The organism is Pseudomonas nitroreducens (assembly GCF_014204515.1).
GTDB lineage: Bacteria > Pseudomonadota > Gammaproteobacteria > Pseudomonadales > Pseudomonadaceae > Pseudomonas > Pseudomonas nitritireducens_A.
In genome coordinates this window covers 1-13,391 of the sequence record NZ_JACHLI010000010.1, presented here as the reverse complement: position 1 = coordinate 13,391, position 13,391 = coordinate 1, and the positions used below count along the sequence as shown (strand labels likewise).

The following is a 13,391-nucleotide window of genomic DNA, read 5'->3' as shown; positions in this document are numbered from 1 at the left end:
TGTCCCTGGGCTGGTGCGCGACAAGCGTGCGGCCGTCTTCGGAGGTGTCGTGAGCAAGCTGTTCATCATTGTGGAACGTAAGGAAGACTGGGCTTCGTACTATCCCAGCGAGGACGTGGTCAGCGCCCAGGAATACCTGGAGATGCCCATCGACGACGACAACGGCAAGCGCGTGCAGGTGATCAACCTGTGCCGCAACTACCGGTACCTCGGCCACGGCTACTACTGCTCGCTGCTGGCCGAGGCGCGCGGGCACAAGGTCATCCCGTCGGTGCGCAGCATCAGCGAGCTGGCGAAGAAGTCGCTCTACAGCCTGGCCCTGGAGGACCTGGAAAAGACCCTCGACAAGGCCCTGGCCGACCATCCCTACGGCAGCACCGATGGTTTCACCCTGACCCTGTATTTCGGCCGCACCGACATCGAGCCGCTGCAGGACCTGGCGCGCCAGCTGTTCGAGGCGCTGCCATGCCCGATGCTGCTGGTGGAGTTCCGCAAGAACCGCGGCTGGCACATCGAAGGCGTGAAGCCGGGGAACATCCACAAGCTGCGCGAAGACCAGGAAGACCAGTTCGCCAGCGCCCTGGACAGTTTCAGCCGGCAGATCTGGCGCAAGCCGCGCTCGCGCCGGCAGTACCGCTACGACCTGGCGATCCTGCACGACCCGCAGGAGGCCTTTCCGCCGTCGGACCGCAAGGCGCTGAAGCACTTCATCCGCGTCGGCCGCAGCCTGGGCATCGACGTCGAACTGATCGAGAAGAAGGACTACTCGCGGCTGGCCGAGTACGACGCCCTGCTGATCCGCGAGACCACCAGCGTCAGCGACCATACCTACCGCTTCGCCAAGAAGGCCGAGAGCGAGGGCATGGTGGTGATGGACGACCCGGTGTCGATCCTGCGCTGCACCAACAAGGTCTACCTGGCGGACCTCCTGCGCAGCCACAAGCTGGGTATGCCGGTCACCGAGATCCTCTACAAGGACAACCCGCAGGAACTGGAGAAGGTCGGCGAGCGCCTGGGCTTCCCGCTGGTGCTGAAGATTCCCGACGGCAGCTTCTCCCGCGGGGTGATCAAGGTGAGTGACCAGCAGGAGCTGCTCAAGGCCAGCGCCGAGCTGTTCGAGCGCTCGGTGCTGCTGCTGGCCCAGGAATTCTTCTACACCGAATACGACTGGCGGATCGGCGTCCTGAACCAGAAGCCGATCTTCGCCTGCCAGTACTTCATGTCCAAGGGGCACTGGCAGATCTACGACCACAGCCCCGATGCCCAGGAAGTCAGCGGCGACTTCCGCACCATGGCCGTCCACGAAGCGCCACGCAAGGTGGTGGAGCTGGCGGTGAAGACTGCCAATCTGATCGGCGACGGGCTCTACGGCGTGGACCTGAAACAGTCCGGTGATCGGGTGGTGGTGATCGAGGTGAACGACAACCCGAACATCGATTGTGGCGTGGAGGATGTGTACCTGGGCGACGACCTCTACAAGCTGGTGCTGGAGGAGTTTGTGAGGCGGCTCGAAGTCAAGCGACTTGGGCGTGGATGGTGAGATCGATTCGTCATTGACCTTATAGGAAAACGGTCGATGTGCGGCGTCAAGATATTGCTAGCTTTACAAATTGGAGCGCCAAGCAACTGTTTTTTAAAGTTTTTCAAAATAATGGCGCCAAGGAAGGGAGCATGCTCGAAGCGGCCGCGAATATTCGTCGCCTGCTGGTGGTCGATCCATGCGACGACTGCCGCAGGTTATTACCCGGACTACGGGCAGCAGGGTGGGAGGTAGACAGCTGCGAGCTGGATAGCGCCAGCAATCGCGGTTGTGACGTCGGCCTGCTGCGTTTGCAACCCCGGCACCTCGAACGCCGGGAGTCCGTCAAGGAACTCATCAGCCGTAGTGGCACGGAGTGGATAGCCGTGCTCAGCCCCGATGTCCTGCCCCTGCACGAGGTGGGCGACTTCGTCAGTGAGTGGTTCTTCGATTTCCATACCTTGCCGTTCGATGTGGCGCGGGTGCAGGTCACCCTCGGTCGCGCCTTCGGCATGGCGCGCCTGCGCGGGCGTGGCAGCGTCCACAGCGACGAGCGACAGCACGAGTTGCTGGGCGAGAGCCGGGACGTGCGCGAGCTGCGCAAGCTGCTGGCGAAGTTCGCGCCCACCGAGTCACCGGTGCTGATCCGCGGCGAGAGCGGGACCGGCAAGGAGCTGGTGGCGCGCACGCTGCACCGCCAGTCGCGGCGGGCGGTGCGGCCATTCGTGGCGATCAACTGCGGGGCGATCCCGGACAACCTGATCCAGTCCGAACTGTTCGGTCACGAGAAGGGCGCGTTCACCGGGGCGCACCAGCGCAAGATCGGCCGTTTCGAACAGGCCAACGGTGGCACGCTGTTCCTCGACGAGATCGGCGACCTGCCGCTGGAGCTGCAGGCCAACCTGTTGCGGGTGCTGCAGGAGAAGCAGATCGAGCGGGTCGGCGGCAGCCAGGCCATCGGTGTCGACGTGCGCGTGCTGGCGGCGACCCATGTGGACCTGGAGCAGGCGATCCACGCCGGGCGCTTCCGCGAGGACCTGTACTACCGGCTCAACGTGCTGCAGGTCTCCACCTCACCGCTGCGCGAGCGCAATGGCGACCTGGCGTTGCTGGCCAATCACTTCGCCCATCTCTACAGCGTCGAGACCGGACGCCGGCCGCGGCGCTTCAGCGACGATGCGCTGGCGGCCATGGCTGACCACGGCTGGCCGGGCAACGTGCGCGAGCTGGCCAACCGGGTACGCCGCGGCCTGGTGCTGGCCGAGGGCCGACAGATCGAGGCCCGCGACCTGGGGCTGGAGCGCGAGAAGGGCCGCTCGCCGCACCTGCCGCTGGTGACCCTGGAGGAGTACAAGCTGGGCGCCGAGCGGCAGGCGATGTGCGACGCGCTGGCGCGGCACGGCGACAACCTCAGCGTGGCGGCGCGGATGCTGGGGATTTCGCGACCGACTTTCTATCGTTTGCTGCACAAGCATCAGTTGCGCTAGGGCGGGGAAACCGGTCGGGGCGGGAACGGACGTGGATCCGTTACCCGCCGCGATACGGTGAGTCCTTGGGGATTTCTGCAATGCATTTCGCGGGCACGGCCCGCTCCTGCGCAAGCCTCGTCCCTCACCGCATCGGTTCATTCCCTTTCTTGATGTTTTCCAGGAGGTAGGGCGCATAGCGCGCCCGCGTTATGCGCCGTGGTGGCTGCGGCGGATAACGCGGTCCGGGTTATCCGGCCTACTTATTTGCTGGCGAAGCATCTTTGGCTGCCGGCTGCCGGCTGCGGGCTGCGGGTTTCGTAGGAGCGGACTTCGTCCGCGATGAGCCTGCCTCGCGTGGGGTTTCCAGCGTCGCTTCGGTGTGCGCGTGGACTTCGTGTTTCGTCCCCTCGGGCGACCTACTTTGGCAAACGACGGATGGCCGCCCCACCCAAAGTAGGCAAAGGTCTTGCCCCAATCATCCGGTTTTTCGCTTAGGCGAAAAATTCCCTCGTTGAAGCGAAGCTTCAGGGGCACGCTGCGAAGGGCCATCCCTGGCCCATCGCAGCTCTCGCGACATCCATGTCGCTCAACCCCTGAAACTCCGCTTCAACGAGGCCTCCTGAACGGGGCGTTCGGAGTGCGTGGGCGTTTCTCTGGAAATCTTCAGAGCCAGAGCTAGAGCTGGATTGGTGGCGGCGGAGCTCTTCGTAGGAGCGAGCTTGCTCGCGAACCTGCATGGCACGGTGCTGGGCGGTTCGCGAGCAAGCTCGCTCCTACAATCGGGCGCTGAACATCGGTGTTATCTGGGAAGACCGAAGTTCGCCGCGAAGGATCTCGCGGACAAGGTCCGCTCCTACGCCACCGGGAAAGTCTTGACCTCGTAGGGCGCATAACGCGCCAGCGTTATCCGCCGGGAGGCAAACGGCGGATAACCCGTGCCGGGTTATGCGCCCTACTTTCTGGCTCTGGCTTTTGAAGTCTTCCAGCGAAATATCCGCACGCGCCGAGGTGCCCCTTTCAGGAGGCCGAAGGTGATTGGAGTTCCAGGGGCCCGCGTTGTCGGGCCAGGGATGGCCCGTCGAGGGGGACGCCTAGTTCGGGCCCCTGGAACTCCGAGGAACCGAGGGTACTTTTCGCGAAGCGAAAAGCCGGATGGAAGAGGCGAAGACCTTTGCCCACCTTTGGGTCTTTCCAAAGTGGGTCGCCCGAGGGGGCGAAACACAGAGCCTGCGCTTACGCCGAAGCGACGCTGGAATACCCAACAACAAGCAAGGGCATCGCGGACAAAGTCCGCTCCTACGCAGCTGGTTAGCCTGGAAAACGTTGGGGGCATAACCCGTAAGGCCTTACGCGCCACCATGGTCTGCCGTTGCAGTAATCCCCGCGAGCAAACCCCACCGCCATGAACGACAAAGGCCCCATCCTGGGGCCTTTGCGTTGGCACAGCCGAACCGTCAGAAGTAATACGGGAATTTCACGCTGAAGCTGAAATCCGGCGCATCCGGCGAGATGCCGATGGACAGGTTCGGAACGATGGTCAGGTTGGGGCTCCAGGCATAGGTCAGGCCCCAGTTGAAGTAGGCCGCGTTGGCATCGCTGCCGGTGACCGTGGTCCAGTCGCCGCCGTCGGCCTTGACCTTGCTCTTCTGGGCGATCAGGTCGGAGAAGGAGAACGACATGCTGGTCTTCTCGTTGAGGGCAAAGGCCACGCCCGCGCCGATCTGGAACCAGTCGCCGAGGTCGACCTTGCCGCCCTGTTTCACGCCCTGGGTGGGGCTGATGTCGTCGAAGGACTCCTCGAAGTTGTAGGTGTAGGAGAAGCTGCCGAACAGCACGGCGGGGTCCACGGTCTTGACCAGCGAGATGCCGGGGGTGACCGACCAGACGCCATTGCCGGTGGGCAGGGACTCGGGCACGTTGAGGTTGTCGTTGTTCGCCGCGCGCTTGAGCTTGATGCCGTAGGGCTCCTTGCCGGTGGGGGCCTTCACCCGCAGGCTGACCACCGCATCCGGGCGCGATTCGGTCTCGTCCATGAACTTGTAGGCGATGCCGAAGTTGACGTCGCCCAGGGTCGGGTCGCGGGTGACCTTCTTGTCGGTGGACTGCGCCGTGGAGTTGCCGGCGCCGGCCGATTCGTAGGTGCTTTCGCGGTAGACCACCGGGGCGTTGATGTCGAACTGCCAACGGTTGTTCCAGTTATAGCGGCCGGTGAGGTCCAGGGTCCAGTTGTCGGCCTTGATGTTGTCCACGCCGATATTGCCCAGGAAGATGGTGTCCAGCGCCAGGAAGCCGTTGAGGATCAGCTGCTTGGTGTCGTAGTGGGTGTAGGTGAGACCCGTCTCGAAGCTGAAGCTGCCATTGCCGAAGAAGCCGCTGGCCTCGTCGTAGAGGTTTTCCACGCTCTTGGGCGGGGTGGCGTCGTCCTTGAGTGACTCGCCATAGGAGCTGCCGCTGGAGGCAACGGTGGTGCCGGTTCCGGGCGGCGTGGGTTTGCCAGTGGACTTGACCAGGCGCTTGGGCTGCGCGGGCGAGGCCGGTGCTTCCTCCACCTGCCTGACGCGCTGCTCCAGCACCATCAGGGCATTCTGCTGCGCTTCGTAGCGCTGCTTGAGTTCGATCAGTTCCTGTTTCAAAGCCTCCACCTCGGCTTCCGTCGCGGCGGCGGCGAAGGTCGAGGGGAGTAATGCGGACACACAGATAGCGGTTCTAATGCCTAGCGATCGGTGCATGGCGCGCTGTCCTTGACTTATAGGTTGGACTTCACAGTCGCACGTGAGCGTAGATCACATTCCCATGGTGCGTAGCCCTTTGAGCTGATCCAGATTGCAGTCCAGCGCACCAGTCGACGGAAGGTTGTTTCGCAGCACCACGCTCAGCTGCGCGACGTTGTTGACGGCATTGTTGCCGCCGATCATCTGGGCGGCCTGCAGCAGGCCGCCTGCGGCCAGCTGCTGCATGCTGCTGCCCTGGCCATTGGCGTTGATCGCCATCTGGATACCGCCGTTGCCCGGGTTGACGCTGACGGTGCCGGCGCCGTTGCTGGCGCTGACCGGGCCGTCGAGCGGGGTGCCCTGCTGGGCCACCACCGGCGCCTGGTTGGCTTCCTTGACGTCGATGCTGACGTTGTTGGAGGCGGTGTTGTAGTCGCCCGCCGAGCGCACGCTCTGGGTGACGCCCTGGGTCTGGCTCAGACCCGCGCCCCCGGTCACCGTGCCGGTGCCGGCGGCCGGCGTTGCGCCGTTGCCTTTCTCGTCGATGGTGGAGACGTAGAACTGCGGTTTGATCGTGGATTCCTGGACCTGCATGCTGACCTTGGCGCCGATGTTGTCGCCCACGGCATTCTTCCAGGTACTGCTCATGACGATGCCGAAGCTGATGACCCGGCCAGGCATCACGTACTTGCCGCGAAGTTGGGCCAGCTCCTGATCATGCAGCTCGATCGGCTTGAAGACGCTTTCTGCCTGGACCGGCAGGCAGGCCAGCAGGCAGCTGGCGGCGAGCAGTGGCATCGCTTTCATTGTTTTTCTCCCCGGAAGGACTCCTGCCTTCCGTTCTGGTTCGGTCAGAGGAAGTCGCTCTGGATGAAGCCGAATTCCATGAGTTCCGCATCCTTGACCGGGCGGAAGGCATTGAGTCGGTCCTTGGCGGTCAGCGGGTCGGGCGGATTCATCAGGGCGTTGGCCTGTTCGTAGCCCGGACCGATGACGGCGAAGATGATGCCGTTCCAGCCTTTGAGAAAGTCTTCCTGGGTGAAGCGCTTGTGGCCCAGCACCGGATCACCGATGTAGACGTAGCCCTTGTAGGCCCGCTGCATCACCACGAAATGCTTGTAGCCACGGATGTCCATCAGCACTATCACCGGGATCGTCAGCTTCTCCAGAGAGGACGCCGGGATGCGATAACCACGGGCGCGCATGCCGATGGCTTCGAGGTAGGACTTCATGTCCAGCATCGAGAAGCCCTGGGTGCGTACCAGATCGGGGTCGGCGCGGACCAGCATGCCCTTGATCACGAATTCCTCGTCCACGTCCAGCGCGTAGGCCTGGCGGAGGATCGTCGCCAGCGCGGCGGCGCCGCAGCTGAAGTCGGTCTTCTGCTGGACCAGGTTGCTGAACTTGCGCTCGCGGATGCTCTCGACGTGCTTGTAGGCCATGGTGCCGCCGGGAAGAATGGCGAAGGGGAGTTGCGCGGCCTGAGTCGTGAGCGAAAGGAGGGCGAGCAAAAGCAGGGCGGACGTACGCATGATCGTGACGCCTGGGGGTCGGCTCGGGAGAAGGAGGCTCCGTTGCCGGAGCCTCCAGGTGCTACGCTGGATCGCTTACAGGCAGGATTTGCAACCTGCGGCGATGGACAGCGAGTTGCTCTGCTGGTTGCCGACACCGGCAGCGATGTTCGCACCAACGTTACCCGACACGTTGTTCAGCGAATTGGTCATGCTGGCGTCGTTCTTGACCGGGTCTTTCCAGCCCGATTGCACCAGGACCTGGGAGGTAGCCTGGCCACGCAGGTCGACAGTGCCGGCCTCGACGAAGAACAGCGGATCGAGGTCCGGTTTGCTGCTGCCATGACGGTCGTCACGACCACCGCTACGACCGGAGTCGTCCACCACCACCCCTACGCCAGCACCCTTGTAGGTACCGTGGGCACGGAACTCGGTCTTCAGAGTTTCCTTGTCGTAGGTGGCCAGGGCGGCGTTGGCTACACCGTTGCCGGTGGAAGTCTGCTCGGCGCCGCTGTAGGAGTCGGCAGAACGGCCACCGGATACGGCGGCTGCCATGTCGTTTTTCTGTTGGTTGTAGTTGCCGGAGGCCACGTTGATACCGACGTTACCCGAGGCGCCGTTGGCCGAGTTGCTCAGGGTGGCCTTGTTGGTGGTGGAGAAGTTCCACGCCTGGTTGGCGGTGTTGTCCTGGGTCACGCTGGTGGAAGCGTAGGCGGTACCGAAGATGAATTTCTCATCGGCGGTAGCCAGGGCGGCAGCGTTGGCCTGCTGGTTCATGTCGCCGGCCGCGGCGTTGACCCCCACGTTGCCGGATGCTCTCCCCAGAGATCCGTCAATGGTGGCGGTGTTCTTGGTGCCCTGGTTGATCACCACGTTGTCCGAACTCATCTGGGAGTCTTCCACCGTGGCGCTGGCGCCAGCTTCGATCCGCGGGTCCTTGTAGGGGTCATACACAGGCTTGGGTTGATGTTGTTCATGACCATTGCCATGGCCATGCCCGTTGTTGTTGTTACGGTTATCCGCGTGCACTGCTACAGCCATGATCGCTGCCACAGCGAATACCAGGGGCTTGAGAGCCATTGTCGGTTTCATGGTGTATCTCCTTTGCTTTGTTTGGCGTGTTTAGTGTTTTAGGAGTTGGCTTGGGTCAATCCGCGACCCGGATGCTCAGGGTGTTGGCAATTCGATTGCCGACCCCGGCGCTCTGGCTCACCTGGACCACACCCCGGCTGCCGGCAAAGGCCTGGTCGCTGGTGACGACCTGCCGGCTACCCGTGGTGGAGTCCGATGAGCCTGAGTTCACTGGCAGCGCGACGTTCTGCTGGGAAAGCACGCTGTCATCGACGCTCTGCGGGATGGCGCTGACGCTGATCCGCATGGCGTTCACTTGCTGGTTGGAGGCCCCGGCCGCCTGGTTCACGCCCAGGGCACCGTTGCCGTTGGAGAAGGCGTTGCCGTTGATGCTGGCGGACGCGGCCTGGCTGAGATCGACATGGGTATTGGCGTTCTGGCGCACCACGGTGGTGGCCTGGGCGTTGGTACCGATGGCGATGGCGCGGGCGTTGCTCTGCTGCTGCTCATCGCCGGCCGCCTGGTTCACGCTGGCCACGCCGCGGTAATTGCGCACCGCGTTGTCGATGCTGGCGTTGTTGATCGTCGAAGGATCGGCGCTGAAGGCGGAGGCTGAGCAGAGCAGGAGGGGCAGGACGAGCAGGCGGGTATTCATCTCAGCGATCCCCCGTCAGCATGCGCAGCGGCGAGAGGCCCTGCTGGACGGTGCGGTTCACCGAGTTGGAGATGCCGGCACCACCGCCGGCCGCGCCGGCGCCCATGCTGCTGCCGTTGAGGCTCTGGTTGGCGCCGTTGTCCATGCCGACCAGTTGGCCGCCGGGCATGATGTGGCGTTCCAGGCTGGAGCCGCTGGTGACGCCAGCGAAATCGCTGTCGCTCAACTCGGCATTGCCGGTCTGGCGCACGATCTGTTCGGAAATGTTCGGATTGACGGTGATCGGATTAGGGTCGGGAATGTCGGTCGGCCGGGTGGCGACGCGAGGCTGGACCTGGCGTTGCAGGACGATGGTGCCGTCCCCGGCACTGGCGGTGGAGCACAGCGGGACGCTGGCCACGGCGCAGGTGAGCGTGACGAATAGACCGACGATCCTTGAGTCGATGTTCCCCATGATGGCGGTTCCTTCTTGGTGCGCTGAGCCCTAACCAGCGGTACCAGGAAGGAGCAGTTGCCGTGCCGCTTTTGCATTGCCATTGCGAATCAATGGCTTGCGCAAAGACCCCATGATCCATCCGGGGGCGGGTGTTTCGTCGGCGATACAGGACGGCCGTGCCAAAGCCGGCGGGGGCCTTGGGACGGGGGCTGGATCACGGCTGACGCAGATTCTGTTTCGCCGCTGATACACAACTTTGGATGGGCAGGCCGAAGTCGCGCGGCGCCTGCGTTAGAGGGTGGTTCGGTTGTAACGCGGGGCTAACACAGAAGGGACTTGCGGAGGCTTTCTGGTACTCAAGTACCTGTTGAAATTCAACGAATTAGCCTTTCTGTTCGGCAGGGCGAACCCGGACGTTCGGCGGTTGTCTGCTGCACGCGTGACGAAATCGTCTCGTCGAAGCTGCCAACCCATCGACTGACGAGGCATCCAGATGCGAAATTTTCGTGACATGCGTAGCAATCAGCGCCCAATGCATTAGCATGCCGGCGCCGCCCCGGCGCTCACGAGCCGGGAGCTGCAGGCCCTGTCCAGCGACCGGGCCCTATCATTAGAAACAGGCGAGCCAGCGTGCCTCGCGGGGGAAGTGCAGTATGGATTTGTGGAGCGCCTTCCAGGCCTTCATCCTGGGCGTCGTCGAGGGGCTGACCGAGTTCCTGCCGATTTCCAGTACCGGTCACCAGATCATCGTCGCCGACCTCATCGGCTTCGGTGGCGAACGTGCCGAAGCCTTCAACATCATCATCCAATTGGCGGCGATCCTCGCCGTTGTCTGGGAGTTCCGTCGAAAGATCCTCGAGATCGTCTGCGGGCTGCCGACCCAGCGCAAGGCGCAGCGTTTCACCGTCAACCTGCTGATCGCCTTCTTCCCGGCCGTGGTCCTGGGCGTGGCCTTCGCCGACTACATCCACCACTACCTGTTCAACCCGATCACCGTGGCGGTGGCCCTGGTGGTGGGTGGCGTGATCATGCTCTGGGCGGAGAAGCGCCAGCACCGGGTGCACGCCGAAAGCGTCGACGACATGACCTGGAAGCAAGCCCTGAAGGTCGGCTGCTGCCAGTGCCTGGCGCTGATTCCGGGCACCTCGCGCTCCGGCGCCACGATCATCGGCGGCCTGCTGTTCGGCCTGTCGCGCAAGGCCGCCACCGAGTTCTCGTTCTTCCTGGCGATGCCGACCATGGTCGGTGCGGCGGTGTATTCGGGCTACAAGTACCGCGACGTGTTCCTGCCGTCCGACCTGCCGGTGTTCGCCGTCGGCTTCGTCACCTCGTTCATCTTCGCGATGATTGCCGTGCGCGGCCTGCTCAAGTTCATCGCCAACCACAGCTATGCGGCCTTCGCCTGGTACCGTATCGTGTTCGGCCTGCTGATCCTGGCGACCTGGCAATTCCACCTGATCGACTGGAGCAGCGCGAAACCCTGATCTGGTGCGAGCGAGCGTGGAAAAGAACGGTGTAGTGAGTCGCTGGGACGACGACAAGGGCTTCGGCTTCATCCGTCCGCAGTCCGGCAGCCAGGACGTCTTCCTGCATATTTCGGCGTTTCGTGGCGACCGCCGCCCCGTCAGCGGCGACCAGGTGTGCTACGTCGAGGGCGTCAGCAAGGACGGCAGGCCGCGCGCCGAGCACGCCCGGCTGGCCGGGCTGGCCATCGACGCGCCGGCCATTCGCCGCAAGCCGGCCGCCGCTGCCACCCGCGAGCGGGCCCGCAGCGGCCGCGAGGTAGCCTTCCCCAGTGCGCCCAAGCGCTCCCTGGGACGCTCGCTGCCGGTCCTGGCCGTGCTGCTGGCGTTGCCCGTCATCGGCTCGGTGCTCTGGCTGAAAGATCACTACTTCGTCTGGTTCCTGCTGCTCTATCCACTGTTCAGCGTCCTCGCTTTCCTCGCCTACTGGCGCGACAAGCGCAAGGCCGAACAGGGACTGTGGCGCACTCCGGAAAGCAGCCTGCACCTGCTGGAGCTGCTCGGCGGCTGGCCTGGCGCCTTCCTGGCCCAACAGGTATTCCGCCACAAGACCCGCAAACTGTCGTTCCAGCTGGTGTTCTGGGCCATCGTGGCGCTGCACCAGCTGTTCTGGATCGACTGGCTCAGCGGCGGGCGCCTGCTGGGTTGGGTCGGTGTCCTGCTGGGCGTGGGCGCAGGCCCCGTCTGAGCGCGCAGCTCAGATCGGCCAGTCATCCTTGGCGAAACCTTCGGCCAGGTAATCCAGCAGCGCCCGCACCGCCGGCAGGACGCCGCGCCGATGCGGGTAGACCGCCTGCAGGAAGGCTTCCGGCTCGCTCCACTCGGGCAGCACCAGCACCAAGCGGCCATCGGCCAGTTCCTCCGAGCAGTAGTGCAGCGGCAGCACCGTCACACCCAGGCCCGCCAGCGCCACGTTCTTGCGCAGGTTGAAGTCCTCCACCGCCAGCCGCGCCTCCAGGGCGACCTCGCGGATCGCGCCGCCGGGGCCGTGGAGTTTCAGGTGCACCTTGCGGTCGCTTTCCAGGGAGCCGAGCACGGGGAGGTTGGCCAGGTCTTCCGGCGTGCTGGGCCGCTGCCCGGCGAGCAGCGCCGGAGCGGCCACCAGGGCGGTCTTCGCCGTGCGCAGGCGGCGGGAAATCAGTGACAGGTCCTCATCCCCCGGCGCCCGTACGCGCAGCGCGATGTCGACGCCTTCATTGAGCAGGTCGACGCGGCGGTTGGTCAGCAGCAGTTCCAGGTTCACCTGCGGGTAGGCGGCGAGAAATCCCGGCAGCATGTCGTTGAGCGAGGTCTCCGCCAGGGCAACCGGACAGGACAGCTTCACCCGCCCGCGCGGCTCGGCGCTGAGCTGGGCGACCACCTCGTCGGCCATTTCCGCTTCCACCAGCATCGCCTGGCAGTGCCGGTAATAGCGCTCGCCCAGGTCGGTGAGGGCCAGTTTGCGCGTGGTGCGCTGCAGCAGACGCACCCCCAGGCGCGTCTCCAGCTCCGCCACCCGCCGCGACAGCCGCGACTTGGGCAGCCCCAGCAGGCGCCCGGCGGCGGCGAATCCGCCGGCTTCCACCACCTTGGCGAAATAGAAGAGATCGTTGAGGTCCTGCATGGGATTGTCCTGCTGGTAAGACGAATCGTCACATTTTTGCCGACTTATCGCGGATTGGCCACATGCGTAGTCTTTCTCCCAACGACGAATTCTTCCGCCAACCCACTTGGCCACTTCTTTCGGAGAACACCCATGAAACTGCTGCACATCGATTCGAGCATCCTTGGCGACAACTCCGCTTCCCGTCAGCTGAGCGCAGAACTGGTCGCTGCCTGGGCCGCCGCCGAAGCCGGCGTCGAAGTCACCTACCGCGACCTGGCCGCTGACGCCATCAGCCACCTGTCGTCCGCCAGCCTGGTCGCCGCCGGCACCCCGGCCGAGCTGCGTGACGCCGCCCAGAAGCACGAAGCCGAACTGGGCGAGAAGAGCATCGAGGAGTTCCTCGCCGCCGACGCCATCGTCATCGGCGCGCCGATGTACAACTTCTCCATCCCCAGCCAGCTCAAGGCCTGGATCGACCGCATCGCCGTGGCCGGCAAGACCTTCCGCTACACCGAGAGCGGCCCGGTCGGCCTGGCCGGTGGCAAGAAGGTGATCATCGTGTCCACCGCCGGTGGCATCCACGCCGGCCAGCCGACTGGCCAGGCCCACGAGAGCTACCTGCAACTGGTGCTGAACTTCCTCGGCGTGACGGACATCGAGTTCGTCCGCGCCGAAGGCCTGGCCTATGGTGACGAGCCGCGCCGCAACGCCATCGCTGGCGCCCAGGCGAGCATCGCCAGCCAGTTTGCCGCTGCCTGAGTCGCCGCTGCCTGATCTGCTATCTGAAAAGCCAGGTGAATGAAAAAAGCCCCGCGATTGAACTGACCCCCGAAAGTTGGACAGTTGGACTGGGCCGCTAAGCTGCCAATGACTGAGCCCTGTATTGAACGGGGCTCAGTCCCTTCAACTTG

Annotated in this window: 12 protein-coding genes; 5 read left to right on the top strand and 7 right to left on the bottom strand. The window is 64.1% G+C overall.

The features are described from left to right. Window positions 1-49: 49 nt before the first annotated feature. Both HNP46_RS14360 and HNP46_RS14355 read left to right on the top strand, forming a co-directional pair. Window positions 50-1,540, top strand: coding sequence for a RimK family protein (locus HNP46_RS14360; RefSeq protein ID WP_184589989.1), 1,491 nt, complete (start codon window positions 50-52; stop codon window positions 1,538-1,540). 131 nt (window positions 1,541-1,671) lie between these two features. Further along, window positions 1,672-3,006 carry a sigma-54 dependent transcriptional regulator gene (locus HNP46_RS14355; RefSeq protein WP_184589987.1) on the top strand — a complete coding sequence of 445 codons (1,335 nt, stop codon included), beginning with the start codon at window positions 1,672-1,674 and terminating at the stop codon, window positions 3,004-3,006. Window positions 3,007-4,442: 1,436 nt separating this feature from the next. Here HNP46_RS14355 and HNP46_RS14350 read toward each other — a convergent pair. The 6 genes from HNP46_RS14350 to HNP46_RS14325 form a co-directional block, all read right to left on the bottom strand. Further along, window positions 4,443-5,717 (bottom strand): hypothetical protein, encoded by a 1,275-nt coding sequence (locus HNP46_RS14350; RefSeq protein ID WP_184589985.1) that lies wholly within the window; start codon window positions 5,715-5,717, stop codon window positions 4,443-4,445. Window positions 5,718-5,771: 54 nt separating this feature from the next. Further along, window positions 5,772-6,506 (bottom strand): hypothetical protein, encoded by a 735-nt coding sequence (locus HNP46_RS14345; protein ID WP_184589983.1) that lies wholly within the window; start codon window positions 6,504-6,506, stop codon window positions 5,772-5,774. Between the two features lie 44 nt (window positions 6,507-6,550). After that, window positions 6,551-7,231, bottom strand: a complete 681-nt coding sequence (locus HNP46_RS14340; protein ID WP_184589981.1) for a C39 family peptidase — start codon at window positions 7,229-7,231, stop codon at window positions 6,551-6,553. Between the two features lie 75 nt (window positions 7,232-7,306). Beyond that, window positions 7,307-8,302 (bottom strand): heme utilization protein, encoded by a 996-nt coding sequence (locus tag HNP46_RS14335; RefSeq protein ID WP_184589979.1) that lies wholly within the window; start codon window positions 8,300-8,302, stop codon window positions 7,307-7,309. 55 nt (window positions 8,303-8,357) lie between these two features. Further along, on the bottom strand, window positions 8,358-8,936 hold the full coding sequence (locus tag HNP46_RS14330) for an adhesin (RefSeq protein WP_184589977.1): 579 nt from the start codon (window positions 8,934-8,936) through the stop codon (window positions 8,358-8,360). 1 nt (window position 8,937) lies between these two features. Next, window positions 8,938-9,390 (bottom strand): hypothetical protein, encoded by a 453-nt coding sequence (locus tag HNP46_RS14325; protein ID WP_184589975.1) that lies wholly within the window; start codon window positions 9,388-9,390, stop codon window positions 8,938-8,940. Between the two features lie 635 nt (window positions 9,391-10,025). Here HNP46_RS14325 and HNP46_RS14320 point away from each other — a divergent pair. Then, on the top strand, window positions 10,026-10,856 hold the full coding sequence (locus HNP46_RS14320; protein WP_184589973.1) for an undecaprenyl-diphosphate phosphatase: 831 nt from the start codon (window positions 10,026-10,028) through the stop codon (window positions 10,854-10,856). 16 nt (window positions 10,857-10,872) lie between these two features. Further along, entirely contained in the window at window positions 10,873-11,583 is a 711-nt protein-coding gene (locus HNP46_RS14315) for a DUF1294 domain-containing protein (protein WP_184589971.1), read from the top strand. Between the two features lie 9 nt (window positions 11,584-11,592). Here the strand turns inward: HNP46_RS14315 and HNP46_RS14310 are convergent, their stop codons facing one another. Further along, window positions 11,593-12,498: a LysR substrate-binding domain-containing protein gene (locus tag HNP46_RS14310; RefSeq protein WP_184589969.1), complete on the bottom strand. Its 906-nt coding sequence runs from the start codon at window positions 12,496-12,498 to the stop codon at window positions 11,593-11,595. A 132-nt stretch (window positions 12,499-12,630) separates the two neighbouring features. On the opposite strand from HNP46_RS14310, the gene HNP46_RS14305 reads away from it, so the two are divergent. Further along, entirely contained in the window at window positions 12,631-13,239 is a 609-nt protein-coding gene (locus tag HNP46_RS14305) for an FMN-dependent NADH-azoreductase (RefSeq protein ID WP_184589967.1), read from the top strand. The last annotated feature ends 152 nt before the right edge of the window (window positions 13,240-13,391 follow it).

What these genes read in the sequence shown, in the direction of transcription:
- HNP46_RS14305 (WP_184589967.1), top strand. Translation starts at nt 12,631, where the DNA reads ATGAAACTGCTGCACATCGATTCGAGCATCCTTGGCGACAACTCCGCT.
- HNP46_RS14355 (WP_184589987.1), top strand. Translation starts at nt 1,672, where the DNA reads ATGCTCGAAGCGGCCGCGAATATTCGTCGCCTGCTGGTGGTCGATCCA.
- HNP46_RS14310 (WP_184589969.1), bottom strand. Translation starts at nt 12,498, where the DNA reads ATGCAGGACCTCAACGATCTCTTCTATTTCGCCAAGGTGGTGGAAGCC.
- HNP46_RS14325 (WP_184589975.1), bottom strand. Translation starts at nt 9,390, where the DNA reads ATGGGGAACATCGACTCAAGGATCGTCGGTCTATTCGTCACGCTCACC.
- HNP46_RS14330 (WP_184589977.1), bottom strand. Translation starts at nt 8,936, where the DNA reads ATGAATACCCGCCTGCTCGTCCTGCCCCTCCTGCTCTGCTCAGCCTCC.
- HNP46_RS14340 (WP_184589981.1), bottom strand. Translation starts at nt 7,231, where the DNA reads ATGCGTACGTCCGCCCTGCTTTTGCTCGCCCTCCTTTCGCTCACGACT.
- HNP46_RS14350 (WP_184589985.1), bottom strand. Translation starts at nt 5,717, where the DNA reads ATGCACCGATCGCTAGGCATTAGAACCGCTATCTGTGTGTCCGCATTA.
- HNP46_RS14320 (WP_184589973.1), top strand. Translation starts at nt 10,026, where the DNA reads ATGGATTTGTGGAGCGCCTTCCAGGCCTTCATCCTGGGCGTCGTCGAG.
- HNP46_RS14345 (WP_184589983.1), bottom strand. Translation starts at nt 6,506, where the DNA reads ATGAAAGCGATGCCACTGCTCGCCGCCAGCTGCCTGCTGGCCTGCCTG.
- HNP46_RS14335 (WP_184589979.1), bottom strand. Translation starts at nt 8,302, where the DNA reads ATGAAACCGACAATGGCTCTCAAGCCCCTGGTATTCGCTGTGGCAGCG.